This window comes from Agromyces sp. NBRC 114283 (genome assembly GCF_030268405.1).
Lineage (GTDB): Bacteria > Actinomycetota > Actinomycetes > Actinomycetales > Microbacteriaceae > Agromyces > Agromyces mediolanus.
Genome location: NZ_BSQP01000001.1, coordinates 3,082,772 through 3,096,369 on the forward strand (window position 1 = coordinate 3,082,772; position 13,598 = coordinate 3,096,369).

At 72.2% G+C, this 13,598-nt stretch carries 13 protein-coding genes and 1 riboswitch; of the genes, 9 read left to right on the forward strand and 4 right to left on the reverse strand.

What is annotated here, in order from left to right; genetic code table 11:
• Positions 1-5 precede the first annotated feature (5 nt).
• Together trpS and QSJ60_RS14800 are read left to right on the forward strand one after the other, a co-directional pair.
• Entirely contained in the window at positions 6-1,016 is a 1,011-nt protein-coding gene (gene trpS, locus QSJ60_RS14795) for a tryptophan--tRNA ligase (RefSeq protein ID WP_230765852.1), read from the forward strand.
• The gene (locus QSJ60_RS14800) at positions 991-1,827 is read left to right on the forward strand and encodes an HAD family hydrolase (protein WP_285464130.1); all 837 of its coding nucleotides are present in this window, start codon (positions 991-993) and stop codon (positions 1,825-1,827) included. Before trpS ends, QSJ60_RS14800 begins: the two co-directional genes overlap by 26 nt.
• Before the next feature lie 151 nt (positions 1,828-1,978).
• Here QSJ60_RS14800 and glpK read toward each other — a convergent pair whose 3' ends face one another.
• The 3 genes from glpK to QSJ60_RS14815 form a co-directional block, all read right to left on the reverse strand.
• On the reverse strand, positions 1,979-3,493 hold the full coding sequence (gene glpK / locus QSJ60_RS14805; RefSeq protein WP_189086213.1) for a glycerol kinase GlpK: 1,515 nt from the start codon (positions 3,491-3,493) through the stop codon (positions 1,979-1,981).
• Between the two features lie 51 nt (positions 3,494-3,544).
• Positions 3,545-4,318: an MIP/aquaporin family protein gene (locus QSJ60_RS14810; RefSeq protein WP_285464131.1), complete on the reverse strand. Its 774-nt coding sequence runs from the start codon at positions 4,316-4,318 to the stop codon at positions 3,545-3,547.
• A 148-nt stretch (positions 4,319-4,466) separates the two neighbouring features.
• Entirely contained in the window at positions 4,467-6,212 is a 1,746-nt protein-coding gene (locus QSJ60_RS14815) for a glycerol-3-phosphate dehydrogenase/oxidase (RefSeq protein ID WP_285464133.1), read from the reverse strand.
• 121 nt (positions 6,213-6,333) lie between these two features.
• Between QSJ60_RS14815 and QSJ60_RS14820 the strand changes: the two genes are divergently transcribed.
• The 5 genes from QSJ60_RS14820 to ribH all read left to right on the forward strand — a co-directional run bounded on the left by QSJ60_RS14820 (position 6,334) and on the right by ribH (position 11,119).
• The gene (locus QSJ60_RS14820; protein ID WP_189086535.1) at positions 6,334-7,329 is read left to right on the forward strand and encodes a sugar-binding transcriptional regulator; all 996 of its coding nucleotides are present in this window, start codon (positions 6,334-6,336) and stop codon (positions 7,327-7,329) included.
• Positions 7,330-7,398: 69 nt separating this feature from the next.
• Positions 7,399-7,536, forward strand: a riboswitch (FMN riboswitch).
• A 77-nt stretch (positions 7,537-7,613) separates the two neighbouring features.
• Complete coding sequence (ribD, locus tag QSJ60_RS14825) at positions 7,614-8,660, forward strand: bifunctional diaminohydroxyphosphoribosylaminopyrimidine deaminase/5-amino-6-(5-phosphoribosylamino)uracil reductase RibD (RefSeq protein ID WP_285464134.1); 1,047 nt, start codon at positions 7,614-7,616, stop codon at positions 8,658-8,660.
• Position 8,661: 1 nt separating this feature from the next.
• Complete coding sequence (locus tag QSJ60_RS14830; RefSeq protein WP_285464135.1) at positions 8,662-9,324, forward strand: riboflavin synthase; 663 nt, start codon at positions 8,662-8,664, stop codon at positions 9,322-9,324.
• Positions 9,321-10,637: a GTP cyclohydrolase II gene (gene ribA / locus QSJ60_RS14835; RefSeq protein ID WP_230768050.1), complete on the forward strand. Its 1,317-nt coding sequence runs from the start codon at positions 9,321-9,323 to the stop codon at positions 10,635-10,637. The genes QSJ60_RS14830 and ribA overlap by 4 nt, the downstream gene beginning before the upstream one ends.
• On the forward strand, positions 10,634-11,119 hold the full coding sequence (ribH, locus tag QSJ60_RS14840) for a 6,7-dimethyl-8-ribityllumazine synthase (protein ID WP_285464139.1): 486 nt from the start codon (positions 10,634-10,636) through the stop codon (positions 11,117-11,119). Before ribA ends, ribH begins: the two co-directional genes overlap by 4 nt.
• A gap of 78 nt (positions 11,120-11,197) precedes the next feature.
• Here the strand turns inward: ribH and QSJ60_RS14845 are convergent, their stop codons facing one another.
• Positions 11,198-11,659 carry a DUF2269 family protein gene (locus QSJ60_RS14845; RefSeq protein WP_285464140.1) on the reverse strand — a complete coding sequence of 154 codons (462 nt, stop codon included), beginning with the start codon at positions 11,657-11,659 and terminating at the stop codon, positions 11,198-11,200.
• A 232-nt stretch (positions 11,660-11,891) separates the two neighbouring features.
• On the opposite strand from QSJ60_RS14845, the gene QSJ60_RS14850 reads away from it, so the two are divergent.
• Positions 11,892-13,271, forward strand: coding sequence for an MFS transporter (locus QSJ60_RS14850; protein WP_285464141.1), 1,380 nt, complete (start codon positions 11,892-11,894; stop codon positions 13,269-13,271).
• Between the two features lie 90 nt (positions 13,272-13,361).
• Entirely contained in the window at positions 13,362-13,589 is a 228-nt protein-coding gene (locus QSJ60_RS14855; protein WP_189086541.1) for a hypothetical protein, read from the forward strand.
• Positions 13,590-13,598 lie beyond the last annotated feature (9 nt).

The following is a 13,598-nucleotide window of genomic DNA, read 5'->3' on the forward strand; positions in this document are numbered from 1 at the left end:
ACACCATGAGCACCGAACGACCCGTCGTCTTCTCCGGCATGCAGCCGTCGAGCGACTCCCTCCATCTCGGCAACTACCTCGGCGCGCTCGTCAACTGGGTCGCCCTGCAGGACACCGTCGACCCGATCTACTGCGTCGTCGACCTGCACGCCATCACCGTGTCGCAGGACCCGGCCAAGCTCCGCGAGAGCTCCCGACGCACCGCGGCGCAGTACCTCGCCGCCGGCATCGACCCCGAGCGCTCGACGCTCTTCGTGCAGTCGCAGGTGCCCGCCCACGCGGAGCTGGCCTGGGTGCTCGGCACCATCACCGGCTTCGGCGAGGCCGGGCGCATGACCCAGTTCAAGGACAAGTCGCAGCGCTACGGCGCCGAGTCGACCACGGTCGGGCTCTTCACCTACCCGGTGCTGATGGCGGCCGACATCCTGCTCTACGAGACGAACCTCGTGCCCGTCGGCGACGACCAGCGCCAGCACCTCGAGCTCACCCGCGACCTCGCCGGTCGCTTCAACTCCCGCTACGGCGAGACCTTCGTCATCCCCGAGGCGTACATCCCCGAGGCCTCCGCGCGCATCTACGACCTGCAGGACCCCTCGGCGAAGATGTCGAAGTCGGCCGCGTCCGAGGCCGGCCTCGTGAAGCTGCTCGACGACCCGAAGGTCACGGCGAAGAAGATCAAGAGCGCGGTCACCGACGCCGAGCGCGAGATCCGCTACGACCGGCAGGCGAAGCCCGGCATCTCGAACCTGCTCGACATCTACGCCGCGGCGAGCGGCGAGTCGATCGAGACGATCGCGGCGCGCTACGAGGGGCGTGGCTACGGCGACCTGAAGAAGGAGCTCGCCGAGCTCGTCGTCGAGCGGCTCGAGCCGTTCCGCGCGCGCACCTTCGAGCTGCTCGACGACCCGGCCGAGCTCGACCGCTTGCTCGCGATCGGCGCCGACAAGGCCTCCGAGCGCGCCGAGCGCGTGCTCGCCCAGGTGTACGAGCGTGTCGGCTTCCTCCGCCGCCGCTAGGCCGGGCGACGCCGCGGCCGGCTCGGCCGTGACGGCGGACCGGCCCGCGCCGGGCCACCCAGCGCCGAGCCACCCCGCGCCCGTCGTGCTCTTCGATCTCGACGACACCCTGATGGCGCACCGCGAGGCCGTGCGGCTCGGCATCGAGCAGCACATGCGCGTCCGGGCATACGACGCGGTCGCGGGGCTCGACGTGCCCGTGCTGTGGCACGAGTTGGAGGAGCGGCACTACCACGCCTACCTCGCGGGCGAGCTGACGTTCGAGGGCCAGCGGCGAGCGAGGGCGCGCGACTTCGCCCGCGCGCACGGCGAGTCCCTCGACGACCCGGCGGCCGGCGCCTGGTTCGACGAGTACTTCGCGCACTACCGCGCCTCGTGGAGCCTGCACGCCGACGTCGCCCCGAGCTTCGCCGCCCTCGAAGCGGGCCTGCCGGGCGTGCGCTTCGGCGTCATCACGAACGGCGAACTCGACTTCCAGGTCGCCAAGCTCGACCGGCTCGGGCTCACCGAGCGGTTCGAGCACGTCATCGCCTCCGGCGCGCTCGGCGTCGCCAAGCCCGACCCGGCGATCTTCCGTGCGGCCGTCCAGCGCTTCGCCGAGACCGGTCCGCTCGGGCCCGTCGCCTACGTCGGCGACCGGCTGCGCACCGACGCGATCGGCGCGGCCGAAGCCGGCCTCCTCGGCGTCTGGCTGAACCGCGTCGACGCCTCGCCCGAGCCCGCCGAGGCCGCCCTGGCCCAGGAGCTCGGCGTGCTCGAGGCGGCGACGCTCGACGAGGCATCCGCGCTCCTCATCGAGCGACTCGGCTGACTCGGGCAGCACCGACGCTGCTCGGCTGAAGACCACCGGGAACGCGGACGGGCCGGATGCCTCGGCATCCGGCCCGTCCTCCCCTTCGGGTCCTCCCCAGGACCCGGGTGCGCGAGATCGACGGGCGGGGCCACGGGCCCCGCCCCACCGATCAGCGCACGTCGTCGTCGACCCAGTCGAGGGTCTTCGTGACGGCCTTCTTCCAGTTGCGGTCGAGGCGTGCGCGCTCGTCCTCGTCCATGGACGGGGTCCAGCGCGTGTCCTCCTGCCAGTTGGCGCTGAGCTCGTCGAGGCCCGACCAGAAGCCGACCGCGAGGCCCGCGGCGTAGGCCGCGCCGAGCGCGGTCGTCTCCGCGACCACCGGCCGCACGACCGGCACACCGAGGATGTCGGCCTGGAACTGCAGCAGCGTGTCGTTCGCCGTCGCCCCGCCGTCGACGCGGAGCTCGGTGAGGTCCACCCCGGCGTCGGCGTTCACGGCCTCGATCACGTCGCGGGTCTGGAAGGCGATCGCCTCGAGCGCGGCGCGAGCGATGTGCCCCTTGTTGACATAGCGCGTGAGCCCGACGAGCGCACCACGGGCATCGGGACGCCAGTACGGCGCGAACAGGCCCGAGAACGCCGGCACGAAGTACGCGCCGCCGTTGTCCTCGACGCCCTTCGCGAGCTCCTCGACCTCCGCGGCGCTCGAGATGAGGCCGAGGTTGTCGCGCAGCCACTGGATGAGCGAACCGGTGACCGCGATCGAGCCCTCGAGCGCGTAGTGCACGGGGGCGTCGCCGAGCTTGTAGCCGACCGTCGTGAGCAGCCCGTTCTTCGAGTGCACGATGTCCGTGCCGGTGTTGAAGATCAGGAAGTTGCCCGTGCCGTAGGTGTTCTTCGCCTCGCCGGCCTCGAACGCGGCTTGACCGAAGGTTGCGGCCTGCTGGTCGCCAAGGATGCCCGCGATGGGCGTCTCGCGCAGCAGGCTGGATGCCTCGGCGGTGCCGTAGACCTCGGACGAGCTCTTGATCTCGGGGAGCATCGAGCGGGGCACGCCGAAGGCCGCGAGGATCTCGTCGTCCCAGGCGAGCGTCTCGAGGTCCATGAACATCGTGCGGCTCGCGTTGGTGACGTCGGTGGCGTGCACGCCGCCCTCGACGCCGCCGGTGAGGTTCCACAGCACCCAGCTGTCGGTGGTGCCGAACAGCAGATCCCCGGCCTCGGCCTTCTCGCGGGCGCCCTCGACGTTCTCCAGGATCCAGACGATCTTGGTGCCGGAGAAGTACGTCGCGAGGGGCAGGCCGACCTTGGCCTTGAAGCGCTCGACGCCGCCGTCCGCGGCGAGGCGGTCGACGATGTCCTGGGTGCGGGTGTCCTGCCAGACGATCGCGTTGTACACGGGCTCGCCGGTGGTCTTGTCCCAGACGACGGCGGTCTCGCGCTGGTTGGTGATGCCGACCGCGGCGATGTCGTGGCGGGTCAGGTCGGCCTTGGCGAGGGCCTGGCCGATGACCTCGCGGGTGTTGTTCCAGATCTCCTTCGGGTCGTGCTCGACCCAGCCGGCCTTGGGGAAGATCTGCTCGTGCTCGAGCTGCCCGGTCGAGACGATCGAGCCGGACTTGTCGAAGATGATCGCGCGCGACGAGGTCGTGCCCTGGTCGATCGCGAGGACGTAGTCAGCCATCTGAGAACTCCGTTGCTGTCAGTGCGGGTGGTGGGTGGGAATCGGTTCGGCTCAGCCGAGGATGGGGAGCAGCGGGATCGCGGCGAGGCCGGCGAGGACGCCGCCGATGATCGGGCCGAGCACGGGCACCCAGGAGTAGCTCCAGTCGCTCGAGCCCTTCCCCTTGATGGGCAGGATGGCGTGCGCGATGCGCGGGCCGAGGTCACGGGCCGGGTTGATCGCGTACCCGGTCGGGCCACCGAGCGAGGCGCCGATCCCGATCACGAGCAGCGCCACGGGCAGCGCGCCGAGCGCGGCGAGGCCGGAGGCGTCGCCGTTGCGGCCGAAGCCGATCACGACGAAGACGAGCACGAAGGTGCCGACGATCTCCGTCACGAGGTTCCAGCCGTAGGAGCGGATGGCCGGGCCGGTCGAGAAGACGCCGAGCTTGTTCGCGGCCTCGGGCTCAGCGTCGAAGTGCTGCTTGTACGCGAGCCAGGTGACGACCGCGCCGAGGAACGCGCCGAGCATCTGGGCGCCGAGGTAGGTGAGCACCGAGACGAACGACACGGCGACGGTGGTGCCCATCGCGGCGTTGCCGAACTCCTCCGCACCGTTCGCGACGAGGCCGAGCGTGACCGCCGGGTTCAGGTGCGCGCCGGAGGCGTACGAGACGACCACACCCGCGAAGACCGCGAGGCCCCAGCCGATGTTGACCATGAGGAAGCCGCCGTTGAAGCCCTTGTTGCGCACGAGCGCGACGTTGGCGACGACGCCCGTGCCGAGCAGCACGAGCAGGGCGGTACCGACGAGTTCCGAGAGGAACAGGACGCCGAGATTGTCCACGTTGACCTTCTTTCAATGGGTGGGGCGGCACGGGTCGCCGCCCCCGGTGTGACATCGGGCCGAGGGGCCCTGCTGCACGCTATCCGTCGAAGTGCCCGGTACGGGGCGTTTTCGGGTGCACATCCGTGCAGATCTGGCGCCGGCGTCCCTACTGGGCGCCGCTCACCTCGAGCGCCGGGAGCTGCACGCCGTGCCGCTCCGCGAGGAGCGCACGGGTCGCCTGCACTTCGGCGCTCTGCCGCTCCGCGTTCCAGCCGAGCACCTCGCCCGCGATGGCCGCGAGCTCCTCGAGGAGCGGCAGCGTCGCGGTGCCGGTGAAGGCGATGCTGGTGCGGCGCAGCACGAGGTCGTCGAGCCGCGCGACGCGCTCGTGCCGCACGAGCCAGGCGATCTCCTGACGGCTGTAGCCCGGGTGGTTCGCGAGCACGAGGTCCTCGGCTGGCTCGAGCTCGTCGATGAGCGCTTCGGCGCGCGTGCCGTAGCGCTCGAGCAGCTCCTCCGCCCGCGCGGCGCCGATCTCGTCGCCGTGCGAGACGAGCCAGACGCGGCGGGCGTCCGGCGTCGTCGGGTAGCCCGCGCCCCCGCCGATCGCGAGACCGGCGGTGCTACGGCTGCGCTCGGCGCCGAGGAGTTCGAGCACCTCGTTCGCGAGGTGCTCGGCGAGCGCGCGGAACGTGGTCCACTTGCCGCCGACGAGGCTCAGCACGGTCGTGCCGCGGCGGCCGGGCGCCTCGGCGCGCTCGATGCGGTAGTCGCGCGAGACGAAGCCCGGCTGGGTGTCGTCGTGGCGGGGCAGGGGGCGCACGCCCGAGAAGCGGTAGACGATCTGCGAGCGGTCGACCGCGATGTCCGGGAAAACGTGCGCGACGAGTTCGAAGAAGTAGTCGATCTCGGCCTCGGTGCACACGGCGGGCTCCCGCATGTCGTGCTCGAGGTCGGTGGTGCCGACCATCACCCGGCCCTTGAGCGGGTAGATCAGCACGATGCGGCCGTCCTCGTGCTCGAAGAAGATCTCGCGCCCGCCGGTGGCCTCGAGGAGTTCGGGGTGGTCGAGCACGATGTGCGAGCCCTTGGTGCCGCCCATGAAGCGGGTCTCCTGGCCGAGCGCCTCGTTCGTGAGATCGGTCCAGGGCCCCGAGGTGTTCACCACGACGTCGGCGGCGAGCTCGAACTCGGCCCCGCTCAGCCGGTCGCGCACGCGCACGCCGCCGGCGCCGAGGCCGACGGCCTCCAGGTGGTTCGCGGCGCGGGCGTGCGAGCCGGTGGCGAGTCCGTCGTGCAGCACGTCGAGGGCGAGCCGCTCGGGGTCGTGCATGCTCGCGTCGTAGTAGGTGGCGGTGTACTTCACGCCGGGGTTCAGCTTCGGCAGCTCGGCGAGGGTGCGCTTCCGGCCGAGGAAGCGGTGGCGCGGCACGCTGCCGCCGTCGCGGGAGAAGGAGTCGTAGATCGTGAGGCCGGTCTTGATGAGCAGCGCCCCGCGCTCCGTCGGCTTGCCGGAGCGGTGCGTGAGGAAGCGCAGCGGCGCGGAGAGGATGCCGGAGAAGGTCGAGAAGATCGGCACGGTCGTCTGCAGCGGCTTGACGTAGTGCGGCGCGAGGCGGATGAGCGCGTTCCGCTCGGTGACCGACTCCTGCACGAGGCGGAACTCGCCGTTCTCGAGGTAGCGGATGCCGCCGTGGATCATGTGCGAGGAGGCCGACGAGGCGCCGGAGACGAAGTCGTCGCGCTCGACGAGGACGACATCGACGCCCTGGAGCGCCAGATCGCGGAAGGTCGCGATGCCGTTGATGCCGCCGCCGATCACGACGACCTGCGCCGTCGGCCGGGCGCGCAGCTCGGCAATCTCGGGCCGCTCCGCGGCGGTCGGATGCGTCGACGTCGACGTGTGGCTCATCCCGGTCCTTTCGACGGTGCCGACGGGCTTGCCAGAAGCGTCCCGTCTGTGGATGAATACATCGTGAACGCGCGCGAACCTTCTTTCAACTCGCGTGCACAAACGTGCAAGGAGACCGGCGATGACCTGGACCCCGCAGGACGACCCCGACCGCAGCCCCGAGGTGCCCGCGGGCAAGACGCGCGACGCGCTGCGGGCGGCGCACCTGTACTACATGCAGGACCTCACGATGGACGCCATCGCGGCGGAGCTGCACACCTCCCGATCCTCGGTCTCGCGCCTGTTGAGCCACGCGAGGGCGAGCGGGCTCGTCGAGATCTCCATCCACTCCCCGCTCGATCTGCCGAGCCGGCTCGAGCAGGAGATCCTCGCCCGCCACGAGATCGCCGCGCACGTCGTGCCCGTTCCGGACCAGGCGAGCGACGTCGATCGACTCGACCGCGTCGCCCTCTCAGCTGCACGGATTCTCGGCCGCTTCATCGACTCGAATCAGCTCGTCGGGGTCGCCTGGGGCTCGACCATGAGCGCCGTGAGCCGGCACCTCGTGCCCAAGTCGACGCACAACAGCGAGATCGTGCAGCTGAACGGCGCGGGCAACCTCCGCACCACCGGCATCCTCTACGCGAGCGAACTGCTGCGCCGCTTCGGCGACGCCTTCGGCGCGAAGGTGCAGCAGTTCCCGGTGCCCGCTTTCTTCGACGACCCCGCCACGAAGGAGGCGTTCTGGCGCGAGCGCAGCACGAAGCGGCTGCTCGAGCTCCAGGGCCGACTCGACGTCGCCCTCTTCGGCGTCGGCTCGCCGTTCGCCGAGGTCGCGAGCCGCGTCTATCAGGGCGGCTACCTCGAGCGCGAGGACTACGCCGCGCTCAGTGCGGACGGCGTCGTCGGCGACGTCGCCACCGTCTTCTACCGGGCGGACGGCTCGAGCGAGGGCATCCCGCTGAACGAGCGGGCCACGGGTCCCGACTTCGGCGTGCTGCGCCGCGCCCCGCGCCGCATCTGCGTCGTGTCCGGTCGCGCGAAGCTGCCGAGCCTTCGCGGGGCGATCGCCGCGGGGCTCATCACCGACCTCATCACCGACGAGGGCACGGCCCGGGCGCTCGTCGAGCACGCGTAGCCGCGCGTGTCGCGGCGTGACCGCGGGAATAGTCCGGCGACCACCGCGTTGACCTAGAATCGAACACGACAACGTGCTCCGGGGTCGGTGCAATTCCGAACCGGCGGTGACAGTCCGCGAGCTGCGAGCGCCCTTCGGGGAGCGAGCGGTTGAACCGGTGGAACTCCGGTACCGACGGTGAAAGTCCGGATGGGAGGCGGCACGTGTCGGCCGAGGTGCGTTCGCGCATGCGGCCGAGATGCGGCGCGCCGCGCACCCCCGGAGCCTCGATCACGAGGACGGACATGACGGCAGGCCACGACGCGGAGCTCCGCGCGATGCGACGGGCGATCGAGCTCGCCCACCGCGGCCCCTCGACGGGAGCGAACCCGCAGGTCGGCTGCGTGCTGCTCTCCCCCGCGGGCGAGACGCTCGCCGAGGGCTGGCACCGCGGCGCCGGCACCGCGCACGCCGAGGTCGACGCCCTTGCGAAGCTGCCCGCGGGCGCCGCGCGCGGCGCGACCGCCGTCGTCACGCTCGAACCCTGCAATCACACCGGCCGCACCGGCCCCTGCGCCGAGGCCCTCATCGCGGCGGGCGTCGCCCGCGTCGTCTATGCCGTCGCCGACCCGGGCCGCGCCTCGAGCGGTGGCGCCGAGCGGCTGCGTGGCGCCGGCGTCGAGGTCGAGCGAGGGCTCCTCGCCGACGAGGTGGAGGCCGCGATCGGCGACTGGCTGTTCGCCGCCCGCGCCCGCCGCCCTCGGGTGACCGTGAAGTGGGCGTCGAGCCTCGACGGCCGCGCCGCCGCCGCCGACGGCACGAGCCAGTGGATCACGGGTCCGGCCGCCCGCGCCGATGTGCACCGCCGGCGCGCCGCCGCCGACGCGATCGCCGTCGGCACCGGCACCGTCATCGCCGACGACCCCGCGCTCACCGCGCGCGACGCCGACGGCGGGCTGCTCGAGCGGCAGCCGGTGCCCGTCGTGTTCGGCCGCCGCGAGGTGCCCGCAGGCGCTGCGCTGCGCCGCCACCCGCACGGCCTGCTGCAGTACGACGGCCACGAGCTCGCCGCGGCCCTCGAAGACCTCGCCGCGCGGGGCATCCGCTCGCTCTTCGTCGAGGGCGGCCCGACGCTCGCCTCCGCGTTCCTCGCCGCCGGCCTCGCCGACGAGCTCCTCGTCTACCTCGCGCCGACGGTGCTCGGCGGGCCCGGCCTCGCCCTCGGCGAGCTCGGCGTGCCCACGATCTCCGCGGCCCCGCGCTTCACGTTCTCCGCCGTCGAGCGTCTCGGCGACGACGTGCTCCTCGTCGCGCACCGGCCCGCACCGACCACCCCCACCGAAGGGAACTGACATGTTCACCGGCATCATCGAAGAGCTCGGCCGCATCGAGCGCATCGAGCGCGGGGCCGACGCCGCCAGGCTCACGGTCCGCGGGCCGCTCGCGGTCGAGGGCGTGGCGCACGGCGACTCCATCGCCGTCTCGGGGGTCTGCCTCACCGTCGTCGACTTCGACGCGGAGCGCTTCACCGCCGACGTCATGGGCCAGACGCTCGCCGTCTCCACCCTCGACGGCGCCCGCGAGGGCCTCGCCGTGAACCTCGAGCGCGCCGCCCGCGTCGGCGACCGCCTCGGCGGGCACATCGTGCAGGGCCACATCGACGGCACCGCGAAGGTGCTGGACGTGCGCCAGGAGGACGGCTGGCGCGTCGTGCGCTTCTCCCTCGACGACGCCCACGCCCCGCTCGTCGTCGACAAGGGCTCGATCGCCGTCGACGGCGTCTCGCTCACCGTGAGCGCGGTCGGCAGCACCGCCGCCGGACCCGACGCCGGGCACTGGTTCGAGGTGTCGCTCATCCCCGAGACGCTGCAGGCGACGACGCTGGGCGAGCGGCGGCCGGGCGAGCTCGTGAACATCGAGACCGACATCCTCGCGCGCCATGTCGCGAGGCTGCACCGCTTCGAGGGGCGCGAACTGCCGAGCTCCCTCGCCGACGAGCAGGAGGTGCGGGCATGAGCCTCGCCACCATCCCCGAAGTCCTCGACGCGCTGCGCGCGGGCAAGCCCGTGATCGTCGCCGACGACGAGGCCCGCGAGAACGAGGGCGACGCCATCATGGCGGCCGAGTTCGCGACGCAGGAGTGGATCGCCTGGATGGTGCGCCGCACGAGCGGCTTCCTCTGTGCGCCCATGCCGAACGCCTTCGCCGACCGGCTGCAGCTGCCGCCCATGGTGGCCCGCAACGAGGACGCGCGCGGCACCGCGTACACGATCTCGGTCGACGCCGCCGACCGCACCTCGACCGGCATCTCGGCGGCCGACCGGGCGCACACGCTGCGCGTGCTCGCCGACGCGGAGGCGACGCCCGAGCGGCTGATCCGGCCGGGGCACATCCTGCCGCTCCGCGCCGTCGACGGCGGCGTGCGCGAACGCGCGGGCCACACCGAGGCCGCGGTCGACCTGATGCGGCTCGCGGGGCTGTCCCCCGTCGGCGTGATCGGCGAGCTCGTGGCCGACGACGGCGAGATGATGCGCCTGCCCGGCCTCATCGAGCTCGGCGAGGAGGAGGGGCTGCCCGTCACGACCGTCGCCGCCCTCGTCGCCTGGCTCCGCGAGCACGGCGACGCCCCGGTCGGTGCGGACGCCACGGGCGGCGCGGCCCCCGCCGCCGCGATCGCCGAGTCGGCACGGGTCGACTTCGAGGTGGAGACGCTGCTGCCGACGAGCTTCGGCGAGTTCCGGGTGCGGGCGTACCGCGACCGCAAGACCGGTGCGGACCACCTCGCGATCCTGTCCGGCGACCCCGCCGCGGCCGAGGGCGGCGCCATCGTGCGGGTGCACTCCGAGTGCCTGACCGGCGAGGCGCTCGGCTCGCTGAAGTGCGAGTGCGGACCGCAGCTCGACGCGGCGCTCGAGATCGTCCAGCGCGAGGGCGGCGTCGTCGTCTACCTGCGCGGGCACGAGGGACGCGGCATCGGCCTCATCAACAAGCTGCGGGCGTACCGGCTGCAGGAGGACGGCCTCGACACCCTCGACGCGAACGTCGCGCTCGGCCTGCCGGCCGACGCCCGCGACTACGGCGCGGCGAGCGCCATCCTCGCCGAGCTCGGCGTCGCGCGCGTGCGCCTGCTGACGAACAACCCCGAGAAGGTGCGCCAGCTCGCCGAGCACGGCGTCGACGTCGCCGAGCGCCTGCCGCTCGTCGTCGGGGTCGGCCGCGGCAACCAGCGCTACCTCGAGACCAAGGCCGCCCGGATGGGCCACCAGATCGACGAACAGCAGCTCGCGGATGCCGCGGCTGAAGCACTCCTGGAAGGACACGCATCATGAGCGGAGCAGGCTCCCCCCTCGACCGCACGAACCTCGACCTCGACGGCTCCGGCCTCGAGGTGGTCGTCGTCGCCGGCAGCTGGCACGACGAGATCACCGACGGGCTGATCGCGGGCGCGACGCGCACCCTCGACGCGGCGGGCGCCGCGCACCGGCTGGTGCGGGTGCCGGGCAGCTTCGAGCTGCCGGTGGTGGCGAAGGCCGCGCTCGAGGCCGGCGCCGACGCGGTGGTCGCCCTCGGCGTCATCATCCGCGGCGGCACGCCGCACTTCGAGTACGTCTCGGCGGCCGCGACCGACGGCCTCACCCGGGTCGCGCTCGACACGGGCAAGCCCGTGGGCTTCGGCGTGCTCACCCTCGACGACGAGCCCCAGGGCCTCGACCGGGCCGGGCTCCCCGGCTCCAAGGAGGACAAGGGACGCGAGGCCGCCGAGGCCGTGATCGCCACCGCGCGCGTACTGCGCGGGCTCGCGGGCGCGTAGCCCGCGGCATCCGCCCTGCACCGCGAAGCGCCTCGGAACCGGTCGGTTCCGAGGCGCTTCGGCGTGAGCGGGCTGCCGCTACGGCTTCCAGACCATGAGCACGACGACGGCGACGAGGAGGAGCGAGACGATGCCGCTGCCCGCGGCGATCGCCGGGTAGCCGGACTTCTCGGCGGCCGCGGCGCCGCCGGCGCTCGCGGTCGCGCTCGCCTCGAGTGCGTCGGCGGCCTTGGTCATCGCGGGCACGACGACGAAGACGCTGAGGGCGAAGGCGACGACGTAGAGGATGATCGACCAGAGGATCCACGGCGTCGTGAACGTGAGGCCGTACTTCTCGTCGGCCATGCCCATGACGCCGAAGCCGAGCACGAAGACGATGAGCGAGAGCCAGCTGAAGATCGTGGTCGACTTCGCGAGCACGCGGACCTGCGCCGCGTTGCCCGCGCGCACCGCCCGCATCGCCGTCATCGGGATGATCGCCATCGGCCCGACGATGAAGACCGCGGTGACGACGTGCAGAACGGTGAAGATGGTGTCCATGGCCCCAGCCTAACGAGCCCCGCCCGACCTCGCTTCGAACCTTCGATTGACCGGCAGCCGCCGTTCGTCGCCCGGATGCGACCGCTCGTCGCAGCAGGGCCCCCCGTTCGCGGGCGACGCGCGTAAGGTTGGCGGGTTGCCACAAGCAGCAGATCATCCCGCCACCAGCGGAACCGACGCCAGACCGACGCCAGTCCGCCGGGGGCATCGAACCGCACGGAGTCTCTGCAGCATGTCAGCCCCATCGACCGCCCCCGCCGCGCCGGCCAATCCGCGCAGCCGAGTCATCCTCGCCAGCCTCATCGGCACCACGATCGAGTTCTACGACTTCTACGTCTACGCGACCGCGGCGGTCCTCGTCTTCCCGCACCTGTTCTTCCCGACCGGCGACGCGACGACCGCGCTGCTCTCCTCCTTCGCCGTCTTCGGCGCGGCGATGGTCGCCCGGCCGCTCGGCGCGGTCGTGTTCGGCCACCTCGGCGACAAGATCGGCCGCAAGGCGACGCTCGTCGGGGCGCTCCTCACGATGGGCATCGCGACGTTCCTCATCGGCGTGCTGCCGACCTACCTCGCGGTCGGCTGGTTCGCCCCGCTCCTCCTCGTGATCCTCCGCATCGCGCAGGGCTTCGCGCTCGGCGGCGAGTGGTCGGGCGCGGCGCTCGTCGCGACGGAGAACGCGCCGAAGGGCAAGCGCGCCTGGTACGGCACCTTCCCGCAGCTCGGCGCGCCGATCGGCTTCATCATCGCCAACGGGCTGTTCCTGATCATCGCGGCGGCGCTCCCCTCCGACGACCCGTCGATGCCCTCGCAGGCGTTCCTCGACTGGGGCTGGCGCATCCCGTTCCTGTTCTCGATCGTGATGGTGGCCGTCGGCCTCTGGGTGCGGCTGCGGCTCGTCGAGTCGGCCGCGTTCTCGAAGGCGGAGCAGCAGGGCCGCATCCAGCGCCTCCCGCTCGCGACGGTGTTCCGCTCGTACTGGAAGCAGCTGATCCTCGGCACTTTCTTCATGCTCGCGACCTATGTGCTCTTCTACCTGATGACGACGTTCTCGCTGAGCTACGGGCGGGCCCCGGTCGAGGCGGCCGACGGTGCGCTGCCCGGCCTCGGCTACTCGTACAACACCTTCGTGCTGATGCTCATCGGCGGCGTGCTCTTCTTCGGCGTCTTCACCCTGCTCTCCGGCCCCTGGGCCGACCGCTGGGGCCGGCGCCGCACGCTCATCTGGGTGACCCTCGGCATCATCGTGTTCGGCCTCGTCTGGGTGCCGCTGCTCTCCGCCGGCTTCGCCGGGGTGATGACCTGGCTCGTCGTCGGTTTCGCGCTCATGGGCATGACGTTCGGCCCGATGGGGGCGCTCCTGCCGGAGCTCTTCCCGACGAACGTGCGCTACACGGGCTCGGGGATCTCGTACAACGTGTCGTCGATCCTCGGCGCCGCCGTGGCCCCGTTCATCGCGGTGGCGCTCTGGCAGGCCGGCGGCGGCAGCCCGTTCTGGGTGGGCGTCTACCTCTCCGCGATGGGCGTGCTGACCCTCATCGCGCTCCTCGTCTCGAAGGAGACGCGCGACGTCGACTTCGACGAGGCGGGCCTCGAGTCCTCGGCGGTGCTCTGAGCGCGGGCGACGAGCGGCGCTCGCCGCCCGTCGCCCCGCGCTCGTCAACCCCGATTGACAACGTCCATGCCGTCAACGATGATTGACGGCATGGACGTGACCGGACTCTCCACCGCGATCGCCGCAGCCGACGGCGACGACCCCTACCGCGCGCTCCGCGAGCTGCACCGCGCCCGGGTCGAGCTCACCCGCGAGCTCGACCGGGCCGAAGCGCTCGCGGTTCGGCGCGCTCGGGCGCAGGGCGCGAGCTGGCAGCTCATCGCCCTCGCGCTCGAGGTCAGCAAGCAGGCCGTGCACAAGAAGTACGGCCGCGGCTGAGCCCGCGGA

Excerpts from the sequence above, each read along its gene's own strand:
- QSJ60_RS14850 (WP_285464141.1), top strand. The coding sequence starts at position 11,892 with ATGTCAGCCCCATCGACCGCCCCCGCCGCGCCGGCCAATCCGCGCAGC.
- ribD (WP_285464134.1), top strand. The coding sequence starts at position 7,614 with ATGACGGCAGGCCACGACGCGGAGCTCCGCGCGATGCGACGGGCGATC.
- QSJ60_RS14820 (WP_189086535.1), top strand. The coding sequence starts at position 6,334 with ATGACCTGGACCCCGCAGGACGACCCCGACCGCAGCCCCGAGGTGCCC.
- QSJ60_RS14815 (WP_285464133.1), bottom strand. The coding sequence starts at position 6,212 with ATGAGCCACACGTCGACGTCGACGCATCCGACCGCCGCGGAGCGGCCC.
- ribH (WP_285464139.1), top strand. The coding sequence starts at position 10,634 with ATGAGCGGAGCAGGCTCCCCCCTCGACCGCACGAACCTCGACCTCGAC.
- ribA (WP_230768050.1), top strand. The coding sequence starts at position 9,321 with ATGAGCCTCGCCACCATCCCCGAAGTCCTCGACGCGCTGCGCGCGGGC.
- glpK (WP_189086213.1), bottom strand. The coding sequence starts at position 3,493 with ATGGCTGACTACGTCCTCGCGATCGACCAGGGCACGACCTCGTCGCGC.
- QSJ60_RS14855 (WP_189086541.1), top strand. The coding sequence starts at position 13,362 with ATGGACGTGACCGGACTCTCCACCGCGATCGCCGCAGCCGACGGCGAC.
- QSJ60_RS14845 (WP_285464140.1), bottom strand. The coding sequence starts at position 11,659 with ATGGACACCATCTTCACCGTTCTGCACGTCGTCACCGCGGTCTTCATC.
- trpS (WP_230765852.1), top strand. The coding sequence starts at position 6 with ATGAGCACCGAACGACCCGTCGTCTTCTCCGGCATGCAGCCGTCGAGC.
- QSJ60_RS14830 (WP_285464135.1), top strand. The coding sequence starts at position 8,662 with ATGTTCACCGGCATCATCGAAGAGCTCGGCCGCATCGAGCGCATCGAG.